11 protein-coding genes are annotated in these 15,063 nt (G+C 72.3%); all 11 read left to right on the top strand.

The annotated features are described in order from the left end of the window. The first annotated feature begins 5 nt into the window (after nt 1-5). The 11 genes from OG866_RS24060 to OG866_RS24110 all read left to right on the top strand — a co-directional run bounded on the left by OG866_RS24060 (nt 6) and on the right by OG866_RS24110 (nt 15,042). Entirely contained in the window at nt 6-1,175 is a 1,170-nt protein-coding gene (locus OG866_RS24060; protein ID WP_329337687.1) for a cytochrome P450, read from the top strand. A gap of 5 nt (nt 1,176-1,180) precedes the next feature. Then, on the top strand, nt 1,181-1,489 hold the full coding sequence (locus tag OG866_RS24065; protein ID WP_329337689.1) for a ferredoxin: 309 nt from the start codon (nt 1,181-1,183) through the stop codon (nt 1,487-1,489). 86 nt (nt 1,490-1,575) lie between these two features. Beyond that, nucleotides 1,576-2,136, top strand: coding sequence for a hypothetical protein (locus tag OG866_RS24070; RefSeq protein ID WP_329337690.1), 561 nt, complete (start codon nt 1,576-1,578; stop codon nt 2,134-2,136). Continuing rightward, nucleotides 2,133-3,452 (top strand): peptidoglycan-binding protein, encoded by a 1,320-nt coding sequence (locus OG866_RS24075; RefSeq protein WP_329337691.1) that lies wholly within the window; start codon nt 2,133-2,135, stop codon nt 3,450-3,452. Before OG866_RS24070 ends, OG866_RS24075 begins: the two co-directional genes overlap by 4 nt. Beyond that, entirely contained in the window at nt 3,449-4,171 is a 723-nt protein-coding gene (locus OG866_RS24080) for an ABC transporter ATP-binding protein (RefSeq protein WP_329337693.1), read from the top strand. Before OG866_RS24075 ends, OG866_RS24080 begins: the two co-directional genes overlap by 4 nt. Beyond that, nucleotides 4,168-5,427, top strand: a complete 1,260-nt coding sequence (locus tag OG866_RS24085; RefSeq protein ID WP_329337695.1) for an ABC transporter permease — start codon at nt 4,168-4,170, stop codon at nt 5,425-5,427. Before OG866_RS24080 ends, OG866_RS24085 begins: the two co-directional genes overlap by 4 nt. Nucleotides 5,428-5,725: 298 nt before the next feature. Beyond that, entirely contained in the window at nt 5,726-5,950 is a 225-nt protein-coding gene (locus OG866_RS24090; protein WP_329337696.1) for an MbtH family protein, read from the top strand. 46 nt (nt 5,951-5,996) lie between these two features. After that, nucleotides 5,997-8,108 carry an ABC transporter ATP-binding protein gene (locus OG866_RS24095; RefSeq protein WP_329337698.1) on the top strand — a complete coding sequence of 704 codons (2,112 nt, stop codon included), beginning with the start codon at nt 5,997-5,999 and terminating at the stop codon, nt 8,106-8,108. Between the two features lie 357 nt (nt 8,109-8,465). Next, nucleotides 8,466-9,437 (top strand): ParB/RepB/Spo0J family partition protein, encoded by a 972-nt coding sequence (locus tag OG866_RS24100; protein ID WP_329337700.1) that lies wholly within the window; start codon nt 8,466-8,468, stop codon nt 9,435-9,437. Between the two features lie 387 nt (nt 9,438-9,824). Further along, complete coding sequence (locus OG866_RS24105; RefSeq protein WP_329337701.1) at nt 9,825-12,788, top strand: helix-turn-helix transcriptional regulator; 2,964 nt, start codon at nt 9,825-9,827, stop codon at nt 12,786-12,788. 139 nt (nt 12,789-12,927) lie between these two features. Next, complete coding sequence (locus tag OG866_RS24110) at nt 12,928-15,042, top strand: aminotransferase class I/II-fold pyridoxal phosphate-dependent enzyme (RefSeq protein WP_329337703.1); 2,115 nt, start codon at nt 12,928-12,930, stop codon at nt 15,040-15,042. The last annotated feature ends 21 nt before the right edge of the window (nt 15,043-15,063 follow it).

Below are 15,063 nucleotides of genomic sequence, written 5' to 3' on the forward strand. Positions count from 1 at the left end.
CTCGCATGACTCAGTCGTTCGAGCTTCCGGTCGACAAGCGCCGGAACGTCCTGGACCCGGTGCCGGAGCTCCTGGCACTCAACGCGCGGGCGCCGCTGTTCCGGCCCCCGGGCGGGATGCCCCACTGGATCGTGACCGATCGCGAGGTGGTGCGGCAGATCCTCGCCGACGCCGAACGGTTCTCCAGCATGCCGCCGCCCGAGCCGGACGGCCGCAAGCCCGATCCGCACCCGGGGAGTCTGCTCCAGACCGACGGGGCCGAGCACAGCCGGCTGCGGCGGCTGGTGGCGCCGATGTTCACGGTGCGGCAGATGAAGGCGCTGGAGCCGATGATGGCGCGGATCGTGGACCAGCGGCTGGAGGTGCTGGAGCGGGCCGGCCGCCCCGCCGACCTGATGCGGTACTTCGCCCGGCCGGTGTCGGGCCTGATCCTCGCCGAGCTGATCGGCCTGCCCCGCGACGACCTGTCCGAGCTGTCCCGGCTCGGCGACCACCGGGCGTCCGGGCACAGCCCGCGCCGGCACCCGGCGACGTCGGAGTACGTGGGGCACTTCCGGAAACTGGCCGCGGCCCAGCGCCGCGATCCGGGCGAGGGCCTGGCCGGGATGCTGATCCGCGAGCACGGGGACGCGGTGTCGGACGAGGAGGTGGCCGGCATCTGCGAGAGCGTCGCCAACGGCTCGATCGAGAACACGGCGGAGACCATCGGCCTCGGCGTCCTGGCGCTGCTGTGCCGTCCCGACCAGCTGGCCCTGCTGCGGGAGCGGCCCGAGCTGATGGACCGGGCGGTGGAGGAGCTGCTGCGCTATGTGTCGGTGGTGGCGTCCGTGTCACCGCGTACCGCGCTGGTGGACGTGGAGATCGGCGGTGAGCTGATCAAGGCCGGTGAGGTGGTGTCGTGCTCGGTGTTCGCCGCGAACCGCTGCCCCTACGGCGGCGACGACGGCACCGCGGACCGGCTGGACATCGCCCGGGAGCCCGCCAACCACCTGGCGCTGGGCTTCGGCGTGCACTTCTGCCTGGGTGCGGCGCTGGCGCGGCTTCAGCTGCGCATCGCGCTGGCGGGGCTGCTGGAGCGGTTCCCCGGGCTGCGGCTGGGCACCGGCGTGGAGGAGCTGCGGTTCCGGTCGCTGGCACCGCAGTTCGGTGTAGAGACGCTGCCGGTCCTGTGGTGAGGCCGGTGGCTGACACGGCGGACACAGCAGACAGCACGGACACCACAGTCGCGGCCCGGGTGGAGATCCGGGTGGACCGGGACAGCTGTGTGGGCTCGGGCGCCTGCGCGCTGTTCGAGCCGGACTTCTTCGACCAGTCGGAGGAGGACGGCCTGGTGGTGCCGCGGGTGCGTGAGGCGGGCCCGGAGGCGCTGCCCGCGCTGCGCACGGCCGCGTCCCGCTGTCCCGCCCGCGCCATCGTGCTGGTGCCGGCCGACGGACCGGAAGGCGCCTGCGACGGTCAGGCAAGTGCCGGGTGGGACCGCTCTGACTGAACGGTCCCGCGGGGCGCCCGTTGCAACCCTGGTGTGACCGGGCGCCCCGTAGAACTTCTGGTATGCCGAATAACCATCAGAAGCGCGTGACCGGGCCCCTCCTGGCGGTGCTGTCCGTGGCGACAGCGGGAGTACTTCTCGCCGGCTGTTCGTCGGGCGACAAGGACGCGAACGTGACCAGCGAGGGCGGCTCGAACTCCTCCGCCGCCGCGGGCGGCACCGACAGCGCGGGCGTGGCCTACGCGAAGTGCATGCGCGAGCACGGTGTCTCGGAGTTCCCCGACCCGGAGAAGGACAGCGGGGGCGGCGTGAAGCTCGTCATCCCGCAGGGCGTCGACCAGAACTCGCCGACCTTCAAGTCGGCCCAGTCCGCCTGCCAGAGCCTGCTGTACCAGGGCGACACCGGTGACGCCGCCGGCAGCCGCGCCTTCGACGCGACGAAGGTCGCGGCCTGGGCGAAGTGCATCCGTGAGAACGGCGTGCCGGGCTTCTCGGACCCGCAGGTGAACGGGAACACGATCGTCATCGACGCCAACGCGGCCGGCCTGTCCGGGCGGGACGATCCCAAGTTCTCCAAGGCCGCGGAGGCCTGCTACAGCATCCGGCCCGGCGGCACCCTCGCCTTCATGGGAGGGCCGCAGCAGTGACCAGTCAGGAGGAGGGGACCGTCGCGCGGACGGTCGCCCAGGAAGCGCCGGCCCCCGCGGAAGCGCCGGGCGTCGAGGGCGGGGAGCTGGAGCTGCGGCCCGAGGCCGTCCCCTCCTTCGACGGGAGCGGCGCCGCCGGGGACCCGGAGCCGGTGGACCGGCCCCGCCGTCGCCGCCGCGGGATGCGCGTCGTCCTGGTCACCGCGTGTGTGGTGGTGGTCGCCGCGGTCGCGGCCGGTGCCGCCCTCGGGGTGTTCGGCGGCGGGGACGACGACCCCGAGGCGAAGGCGCCGTCCGGGCCGCCCGCCACGACCCAGGTCAAGCGGACGACGCTGACCAGCTCGCAGGCGCTGGACGGTCAGCTCGGGTACGGCGACACGGTGGCCGTGCAGGCCCCGGCCGCGTCCGGCTCGGCGCAGTCCGGGCAGGCGCAGGGCGGTGGCGGGGCGGGCGCCGGGATCGTCACCTGGATGCCCTCGGACGGCGACACGATCACCCGCGGCAAGCCGGTCTACAAGGTCAACCAGCAGTCCGTACCGCTGCTTTACGGCTCGGTGCCGCTGTACCGGACGCTGAAGCCGGGCGTCAGCGGTAGCGACGTCAAGATGCTGGAGAAGAACCTGAAGGCGCTCGGCTACGGCGGCTTCACGGTGGACGACGACTACACCTCGGACACGGCCGACGCCGTCGAGGAGTGGCAGGACGACCTGGGCCGTGCGGAGACCGGGCAGGTGACGGCCGGCGACGCGGTGGTGGCGTCCGGCGCGCGGCGGGTCGCCAAGGCGGAGCTCGCGGTCGGCGACAGCCTCACCGGTGACGTGCTCACCTGGACGGGCACCGACCGGGTCATCTCCGTGGACCTTCCCGTGCAGTACGCGGACCTGGCGAAGAAGGGCGGGAAGTCGACCGTCACGCTGCCGGACAACACCACGGTGACCGCCGTGGTGACGGACATCGGCACGCCGACCTCGTCCGGCGACTCCGCGGGCTCCGGCCAGGACCAGCAGAACTCCTCGGACTCGGGCTCCTCGAACGCGACCGTTCCGGTCGAGCTGAAGGTCGAGGACGCCAAGAAGCTCGGCGCCTACCAGGCCGCCTCCGTCAGCGTCGAGTTCGCGGCGGAGACCCGCGCGAACGTGCTGGCGGTGCCGATCAGCGCCCTGTTCGCGCTGCCGGGCGGCGGCTACGCGGTCGAGGTGGTGACCGGGTCGACGTCGGAGTACCGCAAGGTGCAGCTCGGCACGTTCGGCAACGGCATGGTCGAGGTCTCCGGCACCGGCATCACCGAGGGCACGGTCGTGGGGGTCCCGAAGTGACCGTCACCGCCCACCCGGTGATCGAGCTGGCCGGGGTCGGCAAGTCGTACGGGGACGTGGCCGCCCTGGTCGAGGCGGACCTGGTGGTCCACCGCGGCGAGATGCTCGCGGTCGTCGGCCCCTCGGGCTCGGGCAAGTCCACCATGCTCAACATCATGGGCACCCTGGACCGGCCCACCTCGGGGACGGTGGCGATCGCCGGGCACCCGGTGGACTCCCTCAACGACCGTGAGCTGTCGGCGCTGCGGGCCGGCACTATCGGCTTCGTCTTCCAGCAGTTCCATCTCGCCGCCGGGGTGCCCGCGCTGGACAGCGTGGCGGACGGTCTGCTGTACAGCGGACGGCCGCGCCGTGAGCGGCGCCGGCTCGCCGAGGTGGCGCTGCGCAGGGTGGGCCTGGGGCACCGGCTCGACCACGAGCCGCAGCAGCTGTCCGGCGGTGAGAAGCAGCGGGTGGCGATCGCCCGCGCGGTGGTCGGCGATCCGCCGCTGCTGCTGGCCGACGAGCCGACCGGCGCGCTGGACTCCCGCTCGGGGACGGTGGTGATGGAGCTGCTCCACGAGCTGCACGAGGCCGGGACGACGGTCGTCGTCATCACCCACGACCGGGACATCGCGGGGTCCCTGCCGCGCGAGGTCAGGGTGCGGGACGGCCGGATCGAGCACGACTCGGGATCACCGGGGCCCCGGGCCCTGGCGCACACGGGGGTGGAGCGATGAGTACGGCGTATTCGGCGCTGCCGGCCGAACGGCAGCGGCCCTGGGCCGATCTGCCCCCGCCGCCGCGTCCCCGGGCGGCCCGGCTGAGCCTGTCGGACGTGGCCCGGGTGGGCGGCTGGGGTCTGCGGTCGCGGCCCATGCGGGTCTTCCTGTCCGCCCTCGGTATCGCGATCGGGATCGCGGCGATGATCGGCGTGGTGGGTATCTCCACCTCGTCGACGAACGATCTGAACAAGCAGTTGGCGGCCCTCGGCACCAATCTGCTCACGGTCGCCCCGGGCACCACCATGACGGGCGACAACGCCCATCTGTCCGACGACGCCGTCGCCATGATCACGAACCGGCCCGAGGTGATCTCGGCCTCCGCGACGGGCACCACGGACGCGAAGCTCTACCGCAACGACCGGGTGCCGGCGGTGGAGTCGGGCGGTCTGACGGTCAGCGCGGCCCGTACCGACCTGCTGCGTTCCATCGGCGGGAAGATCGTCGACGGCCGCTGGCTCAACGAGGCCAACAGCCGCTACCCCGCCGTGGTGCTGGGCGCGGAGACCGCGCGGAGCCTCGGCATCCACCGGGCCGGGACGGATGTCCAGGTGTGGCTCGGCAACCGCTGGTTCACCGTGGTCGGTCTGCTGGCCCCCAACGAACTGCTGCCCGCCCTTGACACCCAGGCTTTCGTGGGCTGGACGGTGGCGGAGAAGGAACTGTCCTTCGACGGCTATCCGACGACCGTCTACACGCGGGCGAAGGACGAGGACGTCGAGAAGGTGCACAGCGTGCTGGGCCCGACGGTCTCCCCGGAGGACCCCAACGAGGTCAATGTCTCCCGCCCCTCCGACGCGCTGGCCGCCAAGCACGCCGCGGACAAGTCGCTGAGCGGGCTGCTGCTCGGCCTCGGCGGGGTCGCGCTGCTGGTCGGCGGGGTCGGGGTGGCCAACACGATGGTCATCTCGGTGCTGGAACGCCGCTCGGAGATCGGACTGCGCCGCTCGCTCGGTGCGACCCGGGGCCAGATCAGGATCCAGTTCCTCGCCGAGGCGCTGCTGCTGTCCGGGCTCGGTGGTGTGGGCGGTGTGCTCCTTGGCATCGGGGTGACCGACGGCTACGCCGCCTACCAGGGCTGGGCCGCCCTGGTGCCGCTGTGGGCGATGGCCGGGGGACTGGCCGCCACGCTCGCCATCGGCGGGCTGGCCGGCTTCTACCCCGCGGTCCGAGCGGCCCGGCTCCCTCCGACGGAGGCCCTCGCGACCAACTAGCCGCCCTGGACGGTGGCTTGACATTCCGGACCGCGGCGCCTTCGTCGCCATCCCCCGCCGGCGGGGGCGCCGCACCCCGGTCGTCCGGTGTCCAACTGCCCGGGTCGGCCGGTTGGACGACCCTGTCGCGCCGGACGCCCGCAGGTCAGACTGTGGTCCGGCTCCGCCCCGCCCTCCAGAAAAGTGAATATCTATTGCCGCGGATTGTTCCCCGAATTGGTGAACCTTGTTCGGCCCAATGGCTCGGGCTAAGGTTTTCCTATCCGACAAGGAATTAATTCGATCCGCGGGAGTGGCTATGGCAAACCCGTTCGATGATGAAGACGGGGCCTTTCTGGTGCTCGTGAACAGGGAGAATCAGCACTCGTTGTGGCCTGCATTCGCTGAAATTCCGAATGGCTGGCGGCTCGTTTTCGGAGAGGCCTCGCGCAAGGAATGCCTCGCCTATGTGGAGGAGAGCTGGACGGATCTCCGTCCGCAGAGCCTCATCGACGCGATGAAGGAGACCGAGGCGGCCCGCTAGTGGCCCGCCCGACCGCAGCGACGCTACCCAGGGAGTACCTGTGGCCATGATGGGCGGACCCGTCATGATCCGGTCCGACGGACCGGATTCCTCGAACAACACCCAGCGGGCGAAGCCCGGAACGACGAAGAGAATCATCCCGTACACCCGCGGGCACCGCCGCTCCATCGGCTTTCTCGTGGTCTGCACCACGCTGAACGCCCTGTGCGCGGTGGCCCCGCCCCTGCTCCTGAAGTACCTGATCGACGACGGCATCATGGCCGGCGACAACCGGACCGTGGCCTGGCTCGCGGGCGCGGCCGCCGCGGTCTCCGTGCTGGCCGCGCTGGTGGGGTTCGGGGAGAGCTGGTTCTCCGCCAAGGTCAGTGAGGGCCTGGTCTACGACCTGCGGGTGCAGGTCTTCGACCATGTGCAGCGCCAGTCGCTCGCCTTCTTCACCCGCGCCCAGACCGGCGCGCTGGTGAGCCGGCTGAACACCGATGTGATCGGCGCCCAGCAGGCGGTCACCCAGATGCTCTCCACGGTGGTCTCCGCCGCGCTGACCGTCCTGTTCGTGCTCGGCACGATGTTCTACCTGTCCTGGACGATCACCCTGATCTCCCTGGCACTGGTCCCGTTCTTCATCCTCCCCGGCCGGCTCGTCGGCCGTCGGCTCCAGGGCCTGGCCCGGCGGCACATGCAGGTCAACGCCGAGATGGGCTCGCTCATGCACGAGCGGTTCAACGTCGCCGGCGCTCTCCTCGCCAAGCTCTACGGCCGCCCGGACCGGGAGACCGCCGGGTATGCGCGGCTCGCCGCCCGCGGCCGGGACATCGGGGTGCGTAACTCGGTGTCGATGAAGCTGCTCTTCCTGTCGAGCATGTTCATCGGCTCGATCGCCACCGCCGTGGTCTACGGCGTCGGCGGGACGCTCTCGGTGAACGGCGTCTTCGAGGTCGGCACCCTGGTCGCCCTCGCCACGCTGCTCACCCGGCTGATGGCGCCGGTGGGGCAGCTGTCCAACGCCCAGGCCGACGCGATGACGGCGCTCGTCAGCTTCGACCGGCTCTTCGAGATCCTCGACCTGAAGCCGCTGGTCACCGAGAAGCCCGACGCGGTGGCGCTGCCGCCCGCCGCGTCCCGCGACACGGCCCCCGGCGTCGAGTTCCGCGGGGTGTCGTTCCGGCACCCGCGGCCCGCCGACGTCTCGCTGGCCTCGCTGGAGGACTTCGCCACGCCGACGCCCGAGCGCGAGGGCGACACCTGGGCGCTGCGCGACCTCAGCTTCACCGTGCCGGCCGGCAAGCTCACCGCGCTGGTCGGCCCGTCCGGGGCGGGCAAGACCACGGTCACCCATCTGGTGCCGCGGCTGTACGACCCGGAGGAGGGCACCGTCCTCATCGACGGCCGCGATGTGCGCGACCTGACGTTGCAGTCGCTGAGCGACACGGTCGGCATGGTCACCCAGGACGGGCATCTGCTGCACACCACCATCCGGGAGAACCTCCTCTACGCCCGCCCGGACGCCACCGAGGAGGAACTGGTCGCGGCCTGCCGGGCCGCCCAGATCTGGCGGCTCGTCGCCTCCCTGCCCGACGGCCTGGACACCATGGTCGGTGACCGCGGCTACCGGCTCTCCGGCGGCGAGAAGCAGCGCATCGCCATGGCCCGGCTGCTGCTCAAGGCCCCGCCGGTGGTGGTGCTCGACGAGGCGACCGCGCATCTCGACTCCGAGTCCGAGGCCGCCCTGCAACTGGCCCTGAAGACCGCGCTCGCGGGCCGCACCTCGCTGGTCATCGCGCACCGGCTGTCCACCATCCGGGACGCGGACCAGATCATCGTCCTGGACCAGGGGCGGATCGCGGAGCGCGGTACCCATGACCAACTGCTGGCGCTCGGCGGGCTCTACGCCGAGCTGTACCGCACGCAGTTCGCCGCGCCGGCCCTCGCCGACGAGGAGCCGGCCGAGGTCGAGGAGATGCCGCAGCAGCGAGTGCCGGAGCCGGTGGGCCACGGCCACGGGGGGCCGGTGTTCTTCGGCCCCGGTGGCCCCGAAGGGCCTGGTGGGCCCGGTGGGCCGGGGATGCCGGGACCCGGCCCGGGACCCGGACCGCGGCCGATCGTCTTCGGCCCCGGCCCCCAGGGGCCCGGCGGACCGGGAGGCCCCCGACCCCAATGAGTACGGCCCGCGAGACCGGTGCCCGCGACGCTCCCACAGCGTCGCGGGCACCTCTTCGTCCGGCTCCTTCGTCCCGTCCTTGTCCACACCCCCTAGAGGTAGGGGGGGAGGCCGGCTCGAACCGCAGGGGTTTCGCCCAGGATGTCGGGCTGTTAATTTCGGTCACATCTGAAGCATGCAAATGTCGACCTTGTGAAATCGCTCCCCCCACATTCTGGCAACCGGCGATGGATTTTCGGCAGAAAGCGTGTTCGGACGAGAAATTCTTCTTCGTGGACGGCAACCGCCTTTCGCAGCAGCGTGGGGATGTAAGGAGCTGGGGTGGAGTCCGAGGGAGCAATAAGTCAGCAGCCCGTCGTGGAGGTGGAGATCGGCTCGTTGAGCCTGTCCGGATCACCGCGGTTGGCGGGGGAGAGAACGGAGCACATTCAGGTACTCGCGGCAGCGCAGAACCCGCTGCCACCGATCACGGTGCACCGGTCGACGATGCGGGTCATCGACGGCTACCACCGGCTGAAGGCGGCCCGGCTGCGCGGCGAGAGCACGATCGCCGCCCGGTTCTTCGACGGGGACGAGGCCGCGGCCTTCGTCCTCGCGGTCCAACTCAATGTCCACCACGGTCTGCCGCTGGCGCTCGCCGACCGCAAGCGGGCCGCCGAGCGCATCGTCGTCTCCCATCCGCAGTGGTCCGACCGCAGGGTCGCCTCGGTCACCGGGATCGCCCCCGGGACCGTCGGCGAGATCCGCAAGCGGGTCGTCCAACTGCCGGGCCCGGAGGGGCGACGGCTCGGACAGGACGGCAGACTGCGACCGGTCGACGGCAGTAGCGGCCGCATCCTGGCCGGTGAACTGCTCACGGAGAACCCGGAGCTGTCGCTGCGTCAGGTCGCGCGGGCGGCCGGGATATCCCCGGAGACCGCCCGGGATGTGCGCAACCGGCTGCGCAACGGCGAGGACCCGCTGCCCCGGCAGCGCCGGCGCAAGGAGGCGGAGACCGAACCCGGGGAGCCGCCCGGCCGCGGGGAGTTCGGGGCGCTGCGACTCGCCCGGCCCGCTCCCCGTACCCGCCCGGACATGGCGTCGGCGCCCGACCGAGCCGTGCTGATCAAGCGGCTGAAGGCCGACCCGGCACTGCGTTTCACCGAGACCGGCCGCAATCTGCTGCGCCTGCTCGTTCTGCACTCGCTGCGCAAGGAGGAGTGGGAGGCGATCGTCAGCAACGTCCCGCCGCATTGCAGCGACATAGTGGCCGATCTCGCCCGGCAGTTCGCCGACCTCTGGTCGGAGTTCGCCGAGCGGGTCAGGGACGACGTCGCACAGATCGGCTGAGAACGGACTCCGGAATGTCGACCGTCGCGAAAGTTGCCGCTTTCGCGACGGTTTTCCGATTCCCGGACGCCGTTGTCGCGAGGGGGTGCCGGCGACGAGGTGGCGTGAATCCTTCGCTCGTTATTCATCGGCGATTCCTGTGTATTCCTTTTGGGTTCCCCATGAAATTCCGGCCGAACGCTGTCCGAAAATCGCCCCCATTACTCGCGTCGAGTGGCCGAAATATTGCCGTGCTGGCGCTAATGAGCCGGTATCCTGACGATTTAGTCGCAGGTCAGACGCGGTGTTGTTCTGGCCTCAATCACTTTGAGTGTTCGCGAGTTGATGGCGCCACGTCAGCCAACTTCGGGGTGCGCTGACGCGGCGGCGTAGGTACGGGGGGTACCTGTGAAGCTCAACGAAAGGGACGCAGAACTCGGTCTGCTACGAGGGCTCCACGAGGAGTGCGTGGCCGGAAAGGGAGCCCTGGTCGTCGTCAACGGCCCGGTGGGCTGCGGCAAGACCGCCCTGGTCCGCGCATTCGCCGAGCAGGTCAGCGAGCGGGGAGGAACCTTCCTGTCGGTGACCGGCGCCGCGAGCGAGAGCCTCGACCGACTGGGCCTGATCGACCAACTGGTGACCGCGATGCGGGCGACGGGCGCGGCCGACGGACCACCGGCCGCCACGGAGCTCGCGAAGGCCGCGGAGGCGAGCGGACGCGTACCGCGCGCGCTCATGCAGCGCCTCCACCGGTCCGTCGCCGAACTCGCCGGACGCCGGCCGCTCGTCCTGCACGTCGACGACGTGCACTTCGCCGACGAGGCGTCCTTGCAGTGCCTGCGCTATCTCGTACGACGTATCGACGCGCTGCCCGTCCTGGTCGTGCTGACCGAGAGCGCCGGCCACGACCGGGCCCTCGCCACGCTGCACGCCGAGACCCTGCACCTGCCCCACTGCCGGCGGCTGCGGATCGGACCGCTCACCGTCGACGGGGTCGCCGCGTATCTGGCCGGGCAGCAGGCGACGCGTGCCGCGGGGCAGCGGAACGCCGAACCGTGGGCCCGGGCCAGTGGCGGGAACCCCCTGCTGCTGGACGCCCTGGTCGAGGACACCGCCCGGCGCGGCCCGGACCAGGCCGCGGGGCCGGGCGCCCCGACACCCCACGAGGCGTTCCGGAACGCCTTCCTGCGCTGTCTGCACCGCGGTGAGCCGACCCTGCTCGCCGTCGCGCGCGCCGCCGCGGTGCTCGGCGACTCGGTCACACCGGCGCTGATCGGCGCCCTCCTCGGGGCGGACGCGACCTCCGTGCGCTGGAGCATCACCGAGCTGCGCGCGGCCGGTCTGTTCTCGGACGCCTGGTTCGGCCACGAACGCGCCCGGCTGACCGTCCTGGCGGACATCCCCGGACCGGACCTCACCGCCCTGCGGGCCCGCGCCGCCGGACTGCTCCGGGCGAGCGGCGCCCCGGCCGCGGTGGTGGCCCGGCAACTGCTCGCGGCGCACGACTCGGCCAAGGCCCCCTGGCAGCTCGACATCCTCCGTGAGGCGGCGCGCGAGGCCCTCGCCGCGGGCGACATCGGCGCCGGCGTCGACTTTCTGCGGCACGCCTCCCGCCTCTGCACGGACGCCGACCAGGAGGCGGAGGTGATCGCCGCCCTCGCGGAGGCCCAGTGGGCCGTCGACCCCGCGAAGACCTCCCGGTACCTCCCGCAGCTCAGCCGGATGGTGCGCGCGGGGCTGCTGACCGGGTCCGACGCCCTGGTCGTGGTGAAGCAGAAGGTGTGGCGGGGCGACTTCGCACAGGCCGACGACCTGCTGCGGATCATTGAGGCGCGCGAAGGGGCGGGGCCCGAGCACGCCTGGGACACCGGTCCCGAGCATGGCTGGGAGGCCGACCCCGAGCGCACCTGGGACGCCGGTCCCGAGCGCGCCTGGGAGGCCGGCCCCGAGCACTCCCGGGGCACCGGCACCGAGCACTCCTGGGACGCCGGTCCGGCGCACTCCTGCGACTCCGGTCCGGCGCACTCCTGCGACGCCGGCCCCGAGCACGCCTGGGACACCGCGGGGTACCCCTCTGCCGTCAACCGCTCGGACCCCGCCCTCGTCCGGCTCTGGCTGTCCTTCTGCTGCCCCGGCCTGCGACGCGCCCGTACGACGGACCGCACGACGGACCGCACGCCGGCCGGTGGCGCCACCACCGCCCCCACCGCCCCGACGGCGGGCCGGCCGGCCGTGATGGCGCCGCACGCGTTCCTCACCCTCGCCGCCGGCCTCGTCGCGGCCGAGCGGGGCCGGCCCGCGGGCGGGCTGCTGCGCGGTAGCGGCACGGTCAGCCCGTTCGCGGACCCCCTGGTGGCCCTGATCTACCTGACCGGGGCCCAGCGCCTGGACGAAACGATGCTCCTGGCGGAGCGGCTGCTGGACGAGCCCCACAACCGGCGGGTCCCCATGGGCCGCGCGCTGCTGGAGACGATCCGGGCGGCCGCCGCCCTGGGCCGGGGCGATGTGGCCGGCGCGGGCGAGGCCGCCGCGACCGCGCTCGACCTGGTCAGCGCCGAGGCCTGGGGCATCGCGATCGGTCTGCCGCTGGCCCTGGCGATCCGCGCGGCGACCGAGGGCGGCGATCTCGAGACCGCGCGGGCCTGTCTCGACGTGCCCGTTCCCATGGTCATGTTCGGCACGCCCTTCGCGCTGCCCTACCTCCACGCCCTGGGCCGCTTCCGCCTCGCCCTGAACCGGCCGCGCGCGGCCCTCAGGGACTTCGAGTCGTGCGGCGAGCTGATGGCGAAGTGGCAGCTCGACTCCCCGGAGCTGGTGGACTGGCGCAACGACGCGGTCGCCGCCCTCATCGCGCTGGGCGACCGGCAGCGCGCCCGGGAACGGGTCGAGGAACACCTCGCCCGGCTCGGCGACCGGCCCAGCCGGGCCCGCGGCACCGCCCTGCGTCATCTCGCGGCCGTGAGCCCGCCCCGGCACCGGCTGCGGCTCCTGGAGGAGGCGGTGCGGGTCCTCGACGCCTGCGGTGACGGTCTGGAACGGGGGCGGGCCCGGGCCGAGGCGGAGATCGCGCGCCGTGCGGCGCAGGCGCGGACCGACGCGCCCGGGTCCATGGATCCGCCGGCCGTGCCGTGGGACGCGCCGTCCCCGCCGGGCCGGGACGCGCTGCCCGCGCCGCTGGCCGAACTCACCGACGCGGAACTCCGGGTCGGCGCGCTCGCCGCCGCCGGCCGCACCAACCGGGATATCGCCGACCGGCTCTCCATCACGGTCAGCACCGTGGAACAGCACCTCACGAAAATATACCGGAAATTGAAGGTGCGTGGCAGGGCCGATCTCCCGGCGTCAATCACCGGTCTTTCCGAGGTCTCCTGATCTCCGAATGCAGGGTGAATAACTCCCCGTCCAAGTGACGGTTTCGGGCTGTTGGACAGAGTTGTGACCGGGATTGCGATCGTGTGATTCTGGGTGCCGAAATCAACCTGCCTAAACCGAATCCACCGGGGGGAATTCCATGGGCCTGGAACGTGCGCCGGAAGAATCCCCGGAAACCGAACGGGCCGTGGCCGACAACCGGGCGGCCTTCGACCGGACCGGGCTGCGGGCGGGCCGGCCCGACCGGCCCGGCCCGGCCGACACCACCGTGAAGATCCTCGACCGGCCGTGGGCGGCGCCGATCGCCCTCAGCCCCGCCGCCGCCCGCACGGACCGGCCCGCCCTGCTGTGCGCGGCCGACGCGGCGGGGCTCCCCGTCGTGCACCCGCTCGTTCCGCACGGCCTCGCGCACCGGGAGCCGCCGGCTGCCGGGTCTGCCGCTCTGCTGCTCCCTCTGGGCTCCCGGGACGGCGCCGATCCCCCGCGGCCCGTCCCGGGACACTCTCTCCCCGACTGGGCGGAGGTGGAGCGGCTGTGCGCCACGTCCGCGCTGCCCGTGCTCGTCGCGGGAGTGCGTACGGCGCTGGACGCGGCCCGCGCCCTGGAGGCCGGGGCCGGTGGTCTCGTCACCGACTCGCTGGCGGCGCTGCCCGAGCTCGCCGCGGCCGTGGGCGGCCACCGTCCCCTGCTGCTCGGCGGCGGCATCCGCACCGGCGCCGACGTCCTGGTGTCCCTCGCCTCGGGGGCCGACGCGGTCCTCGTGGGGCGACCGGTGCTGGACGCGCTGCTCGCCGACGGGGAGGCGGGCGTCGCCGAGGTGCTGGCCACGCTGGTGCGCGAACTGGAGCAGGCCATGACCTTCACCGGCACCGCCTCGGTCGCCGAGGCCCGCCCCGACAGTCTGCGGATCGGACACCGCCCGCCGGCCGCCCGGCCGAGCCCCGGGCCCGACGTCGGGTACCCGCTGCGCAAGGACGATCTGCACCCGAGCCTCTCCGACCCCGTCCTGGACACGATGACCTTCCTCAACGAGGTCACCCACCGTTTCCCGGACGCGATCTCCTTCGCGCCCGGCAGGCCGTACGACGGCTTCTTCGACACCGAGCAGATCTTCACGTACCTGCGCGGCTACCTGGACCACCTGAGGGCCGAGGGTGCCACGGAGCAGGACATCCGTACCGCCATGTACCAGTACGGGCCCACCGCGGGGCAGATCCGGGAGATCGTCGCCGACTCGCTGCGCAAGGACGAGGACATCGACGTACCGCCCGAGTCGATCGTGATCACCGTCGGCGCCCAGGAGGCCATGCTGCTGGTGGTGCGGGCGCTGACCGCCGGACCCGAGGACGCGCTGCTGGTGGCGAGCCCCTGTTATGTGGGCATCACCGGCGTGGGGCGGCTGCTGGGCGTGCCGGTGACCGCCGTCGAGGAGCGGGCGGACGGGTTCTCCTGCGCCGACTTGGAGGCCGCGATCCTGCGGGAGCGCGCCCGCGGACGGCGGCCCCGCGCCCTGTATGTGATCCCCGATCACTCCAACCCGTCCGGGACCACGATGGACCTGCCGACGCGTCGCGCGCTGCTGGAGGTGGCCGAGCGGCACGGCATCCTGCTCATCGAGGACAGCCCGTACCGCCGGGTGAGTCCCGGCACGCCACTGCCGACGCTCAAGTCCCTGGACCGGTCCCGCCGGGTCGTCCACCTCGGCTCGTTCGCCAAGACGGTCTTCCCGGGTGCCCGGGTCGGCTTCGCCGTCGCCGACCAGCAGGTGGTCGACGACGACGGCCGGACCGGTCTGCTGGCCGGCGAACTCGCCAAGATCAAGAGCATGGTGACGGTCAACACCTCGTCCCTGAGCCAGGCCGCCGTGGCGGGCGCCCTGCTGGCCGGCGACGGCCGCCTCTCCGTGCTCAACGCGGAACCGGCCGCCTACTACGGCGACGCCATGCGGACCACACTGCGCGCCCTGGACGCTCGGCTTCCGCCGGCCCGGCGTACCGCCCTCGGCGTGCGCTGGAACGAGCCCACCGGCGGCTTCTTCCTCACCGTCCAGGTCCCCTTCCGGGCGGACAACACGGCCCTGACGCGGTCGGCACAGGAATTCGGCGTCATCTGGACGCCGATGAGCTACTTCTATCCGCAAGGCGGCGGCCATCAGGCCCTCCGTCTCTCCACCAGCTATCTGACGACCGCCGATATCGAGGAAGGCACCGAGCGGCTCGCCCGGTTCATCGAGGCACAGGCTCCGGCGTCGTGAACTCCGCGGAAAGGCGAGGCA

Source organism: Streptomyces sp. NBC_00663 (genome assembly GCF_036226885.1).
Classification (GTDB): Bacteria; Actinomycetota; Actinomycetes; order Streptomycetales; family Streptomycetaceae; genus Streptomyces.

Bases quoted from the DNA above. Each gene is read 5' to 3' on its own strand.
- OG866_RS24060 (WP_329337687.1), top strand. From the start codon at position 6: ATGACTCAGTCGTTCGAGCTTCCGGTCGACAAGCGCCGGAACGTCCTG.
- OG866_RS24085 (WP_329337695.1), top strand. From the start codon at position 4,168: ATGAGTACGGCGTATTCGGCGCTGCCGGCCGAACGGCAGCGGCCCTGG.
- OG866_RS24090 (WP_329337696.1), top strand. From the start codon at position 5,726: ATGGCAAACCCGTTCGATGATGAAGACGGGGCCTTTCTGGTGCTCGTG.
- OG866_RS24095 (WP_329337698.1), top strand. From the start codon at position 5,997: ATGATGGGCGGACCCGTCATGATCCGGTCCGACGGACCGGATTCCTCG.
- OG866_RS24110 (WP_329337703.1), top strand. From the start codon at position 12,928: ATGGGCCTGGAACGTGCGCCGGAAGAATCCCCGGAAACCGAACGGGCC.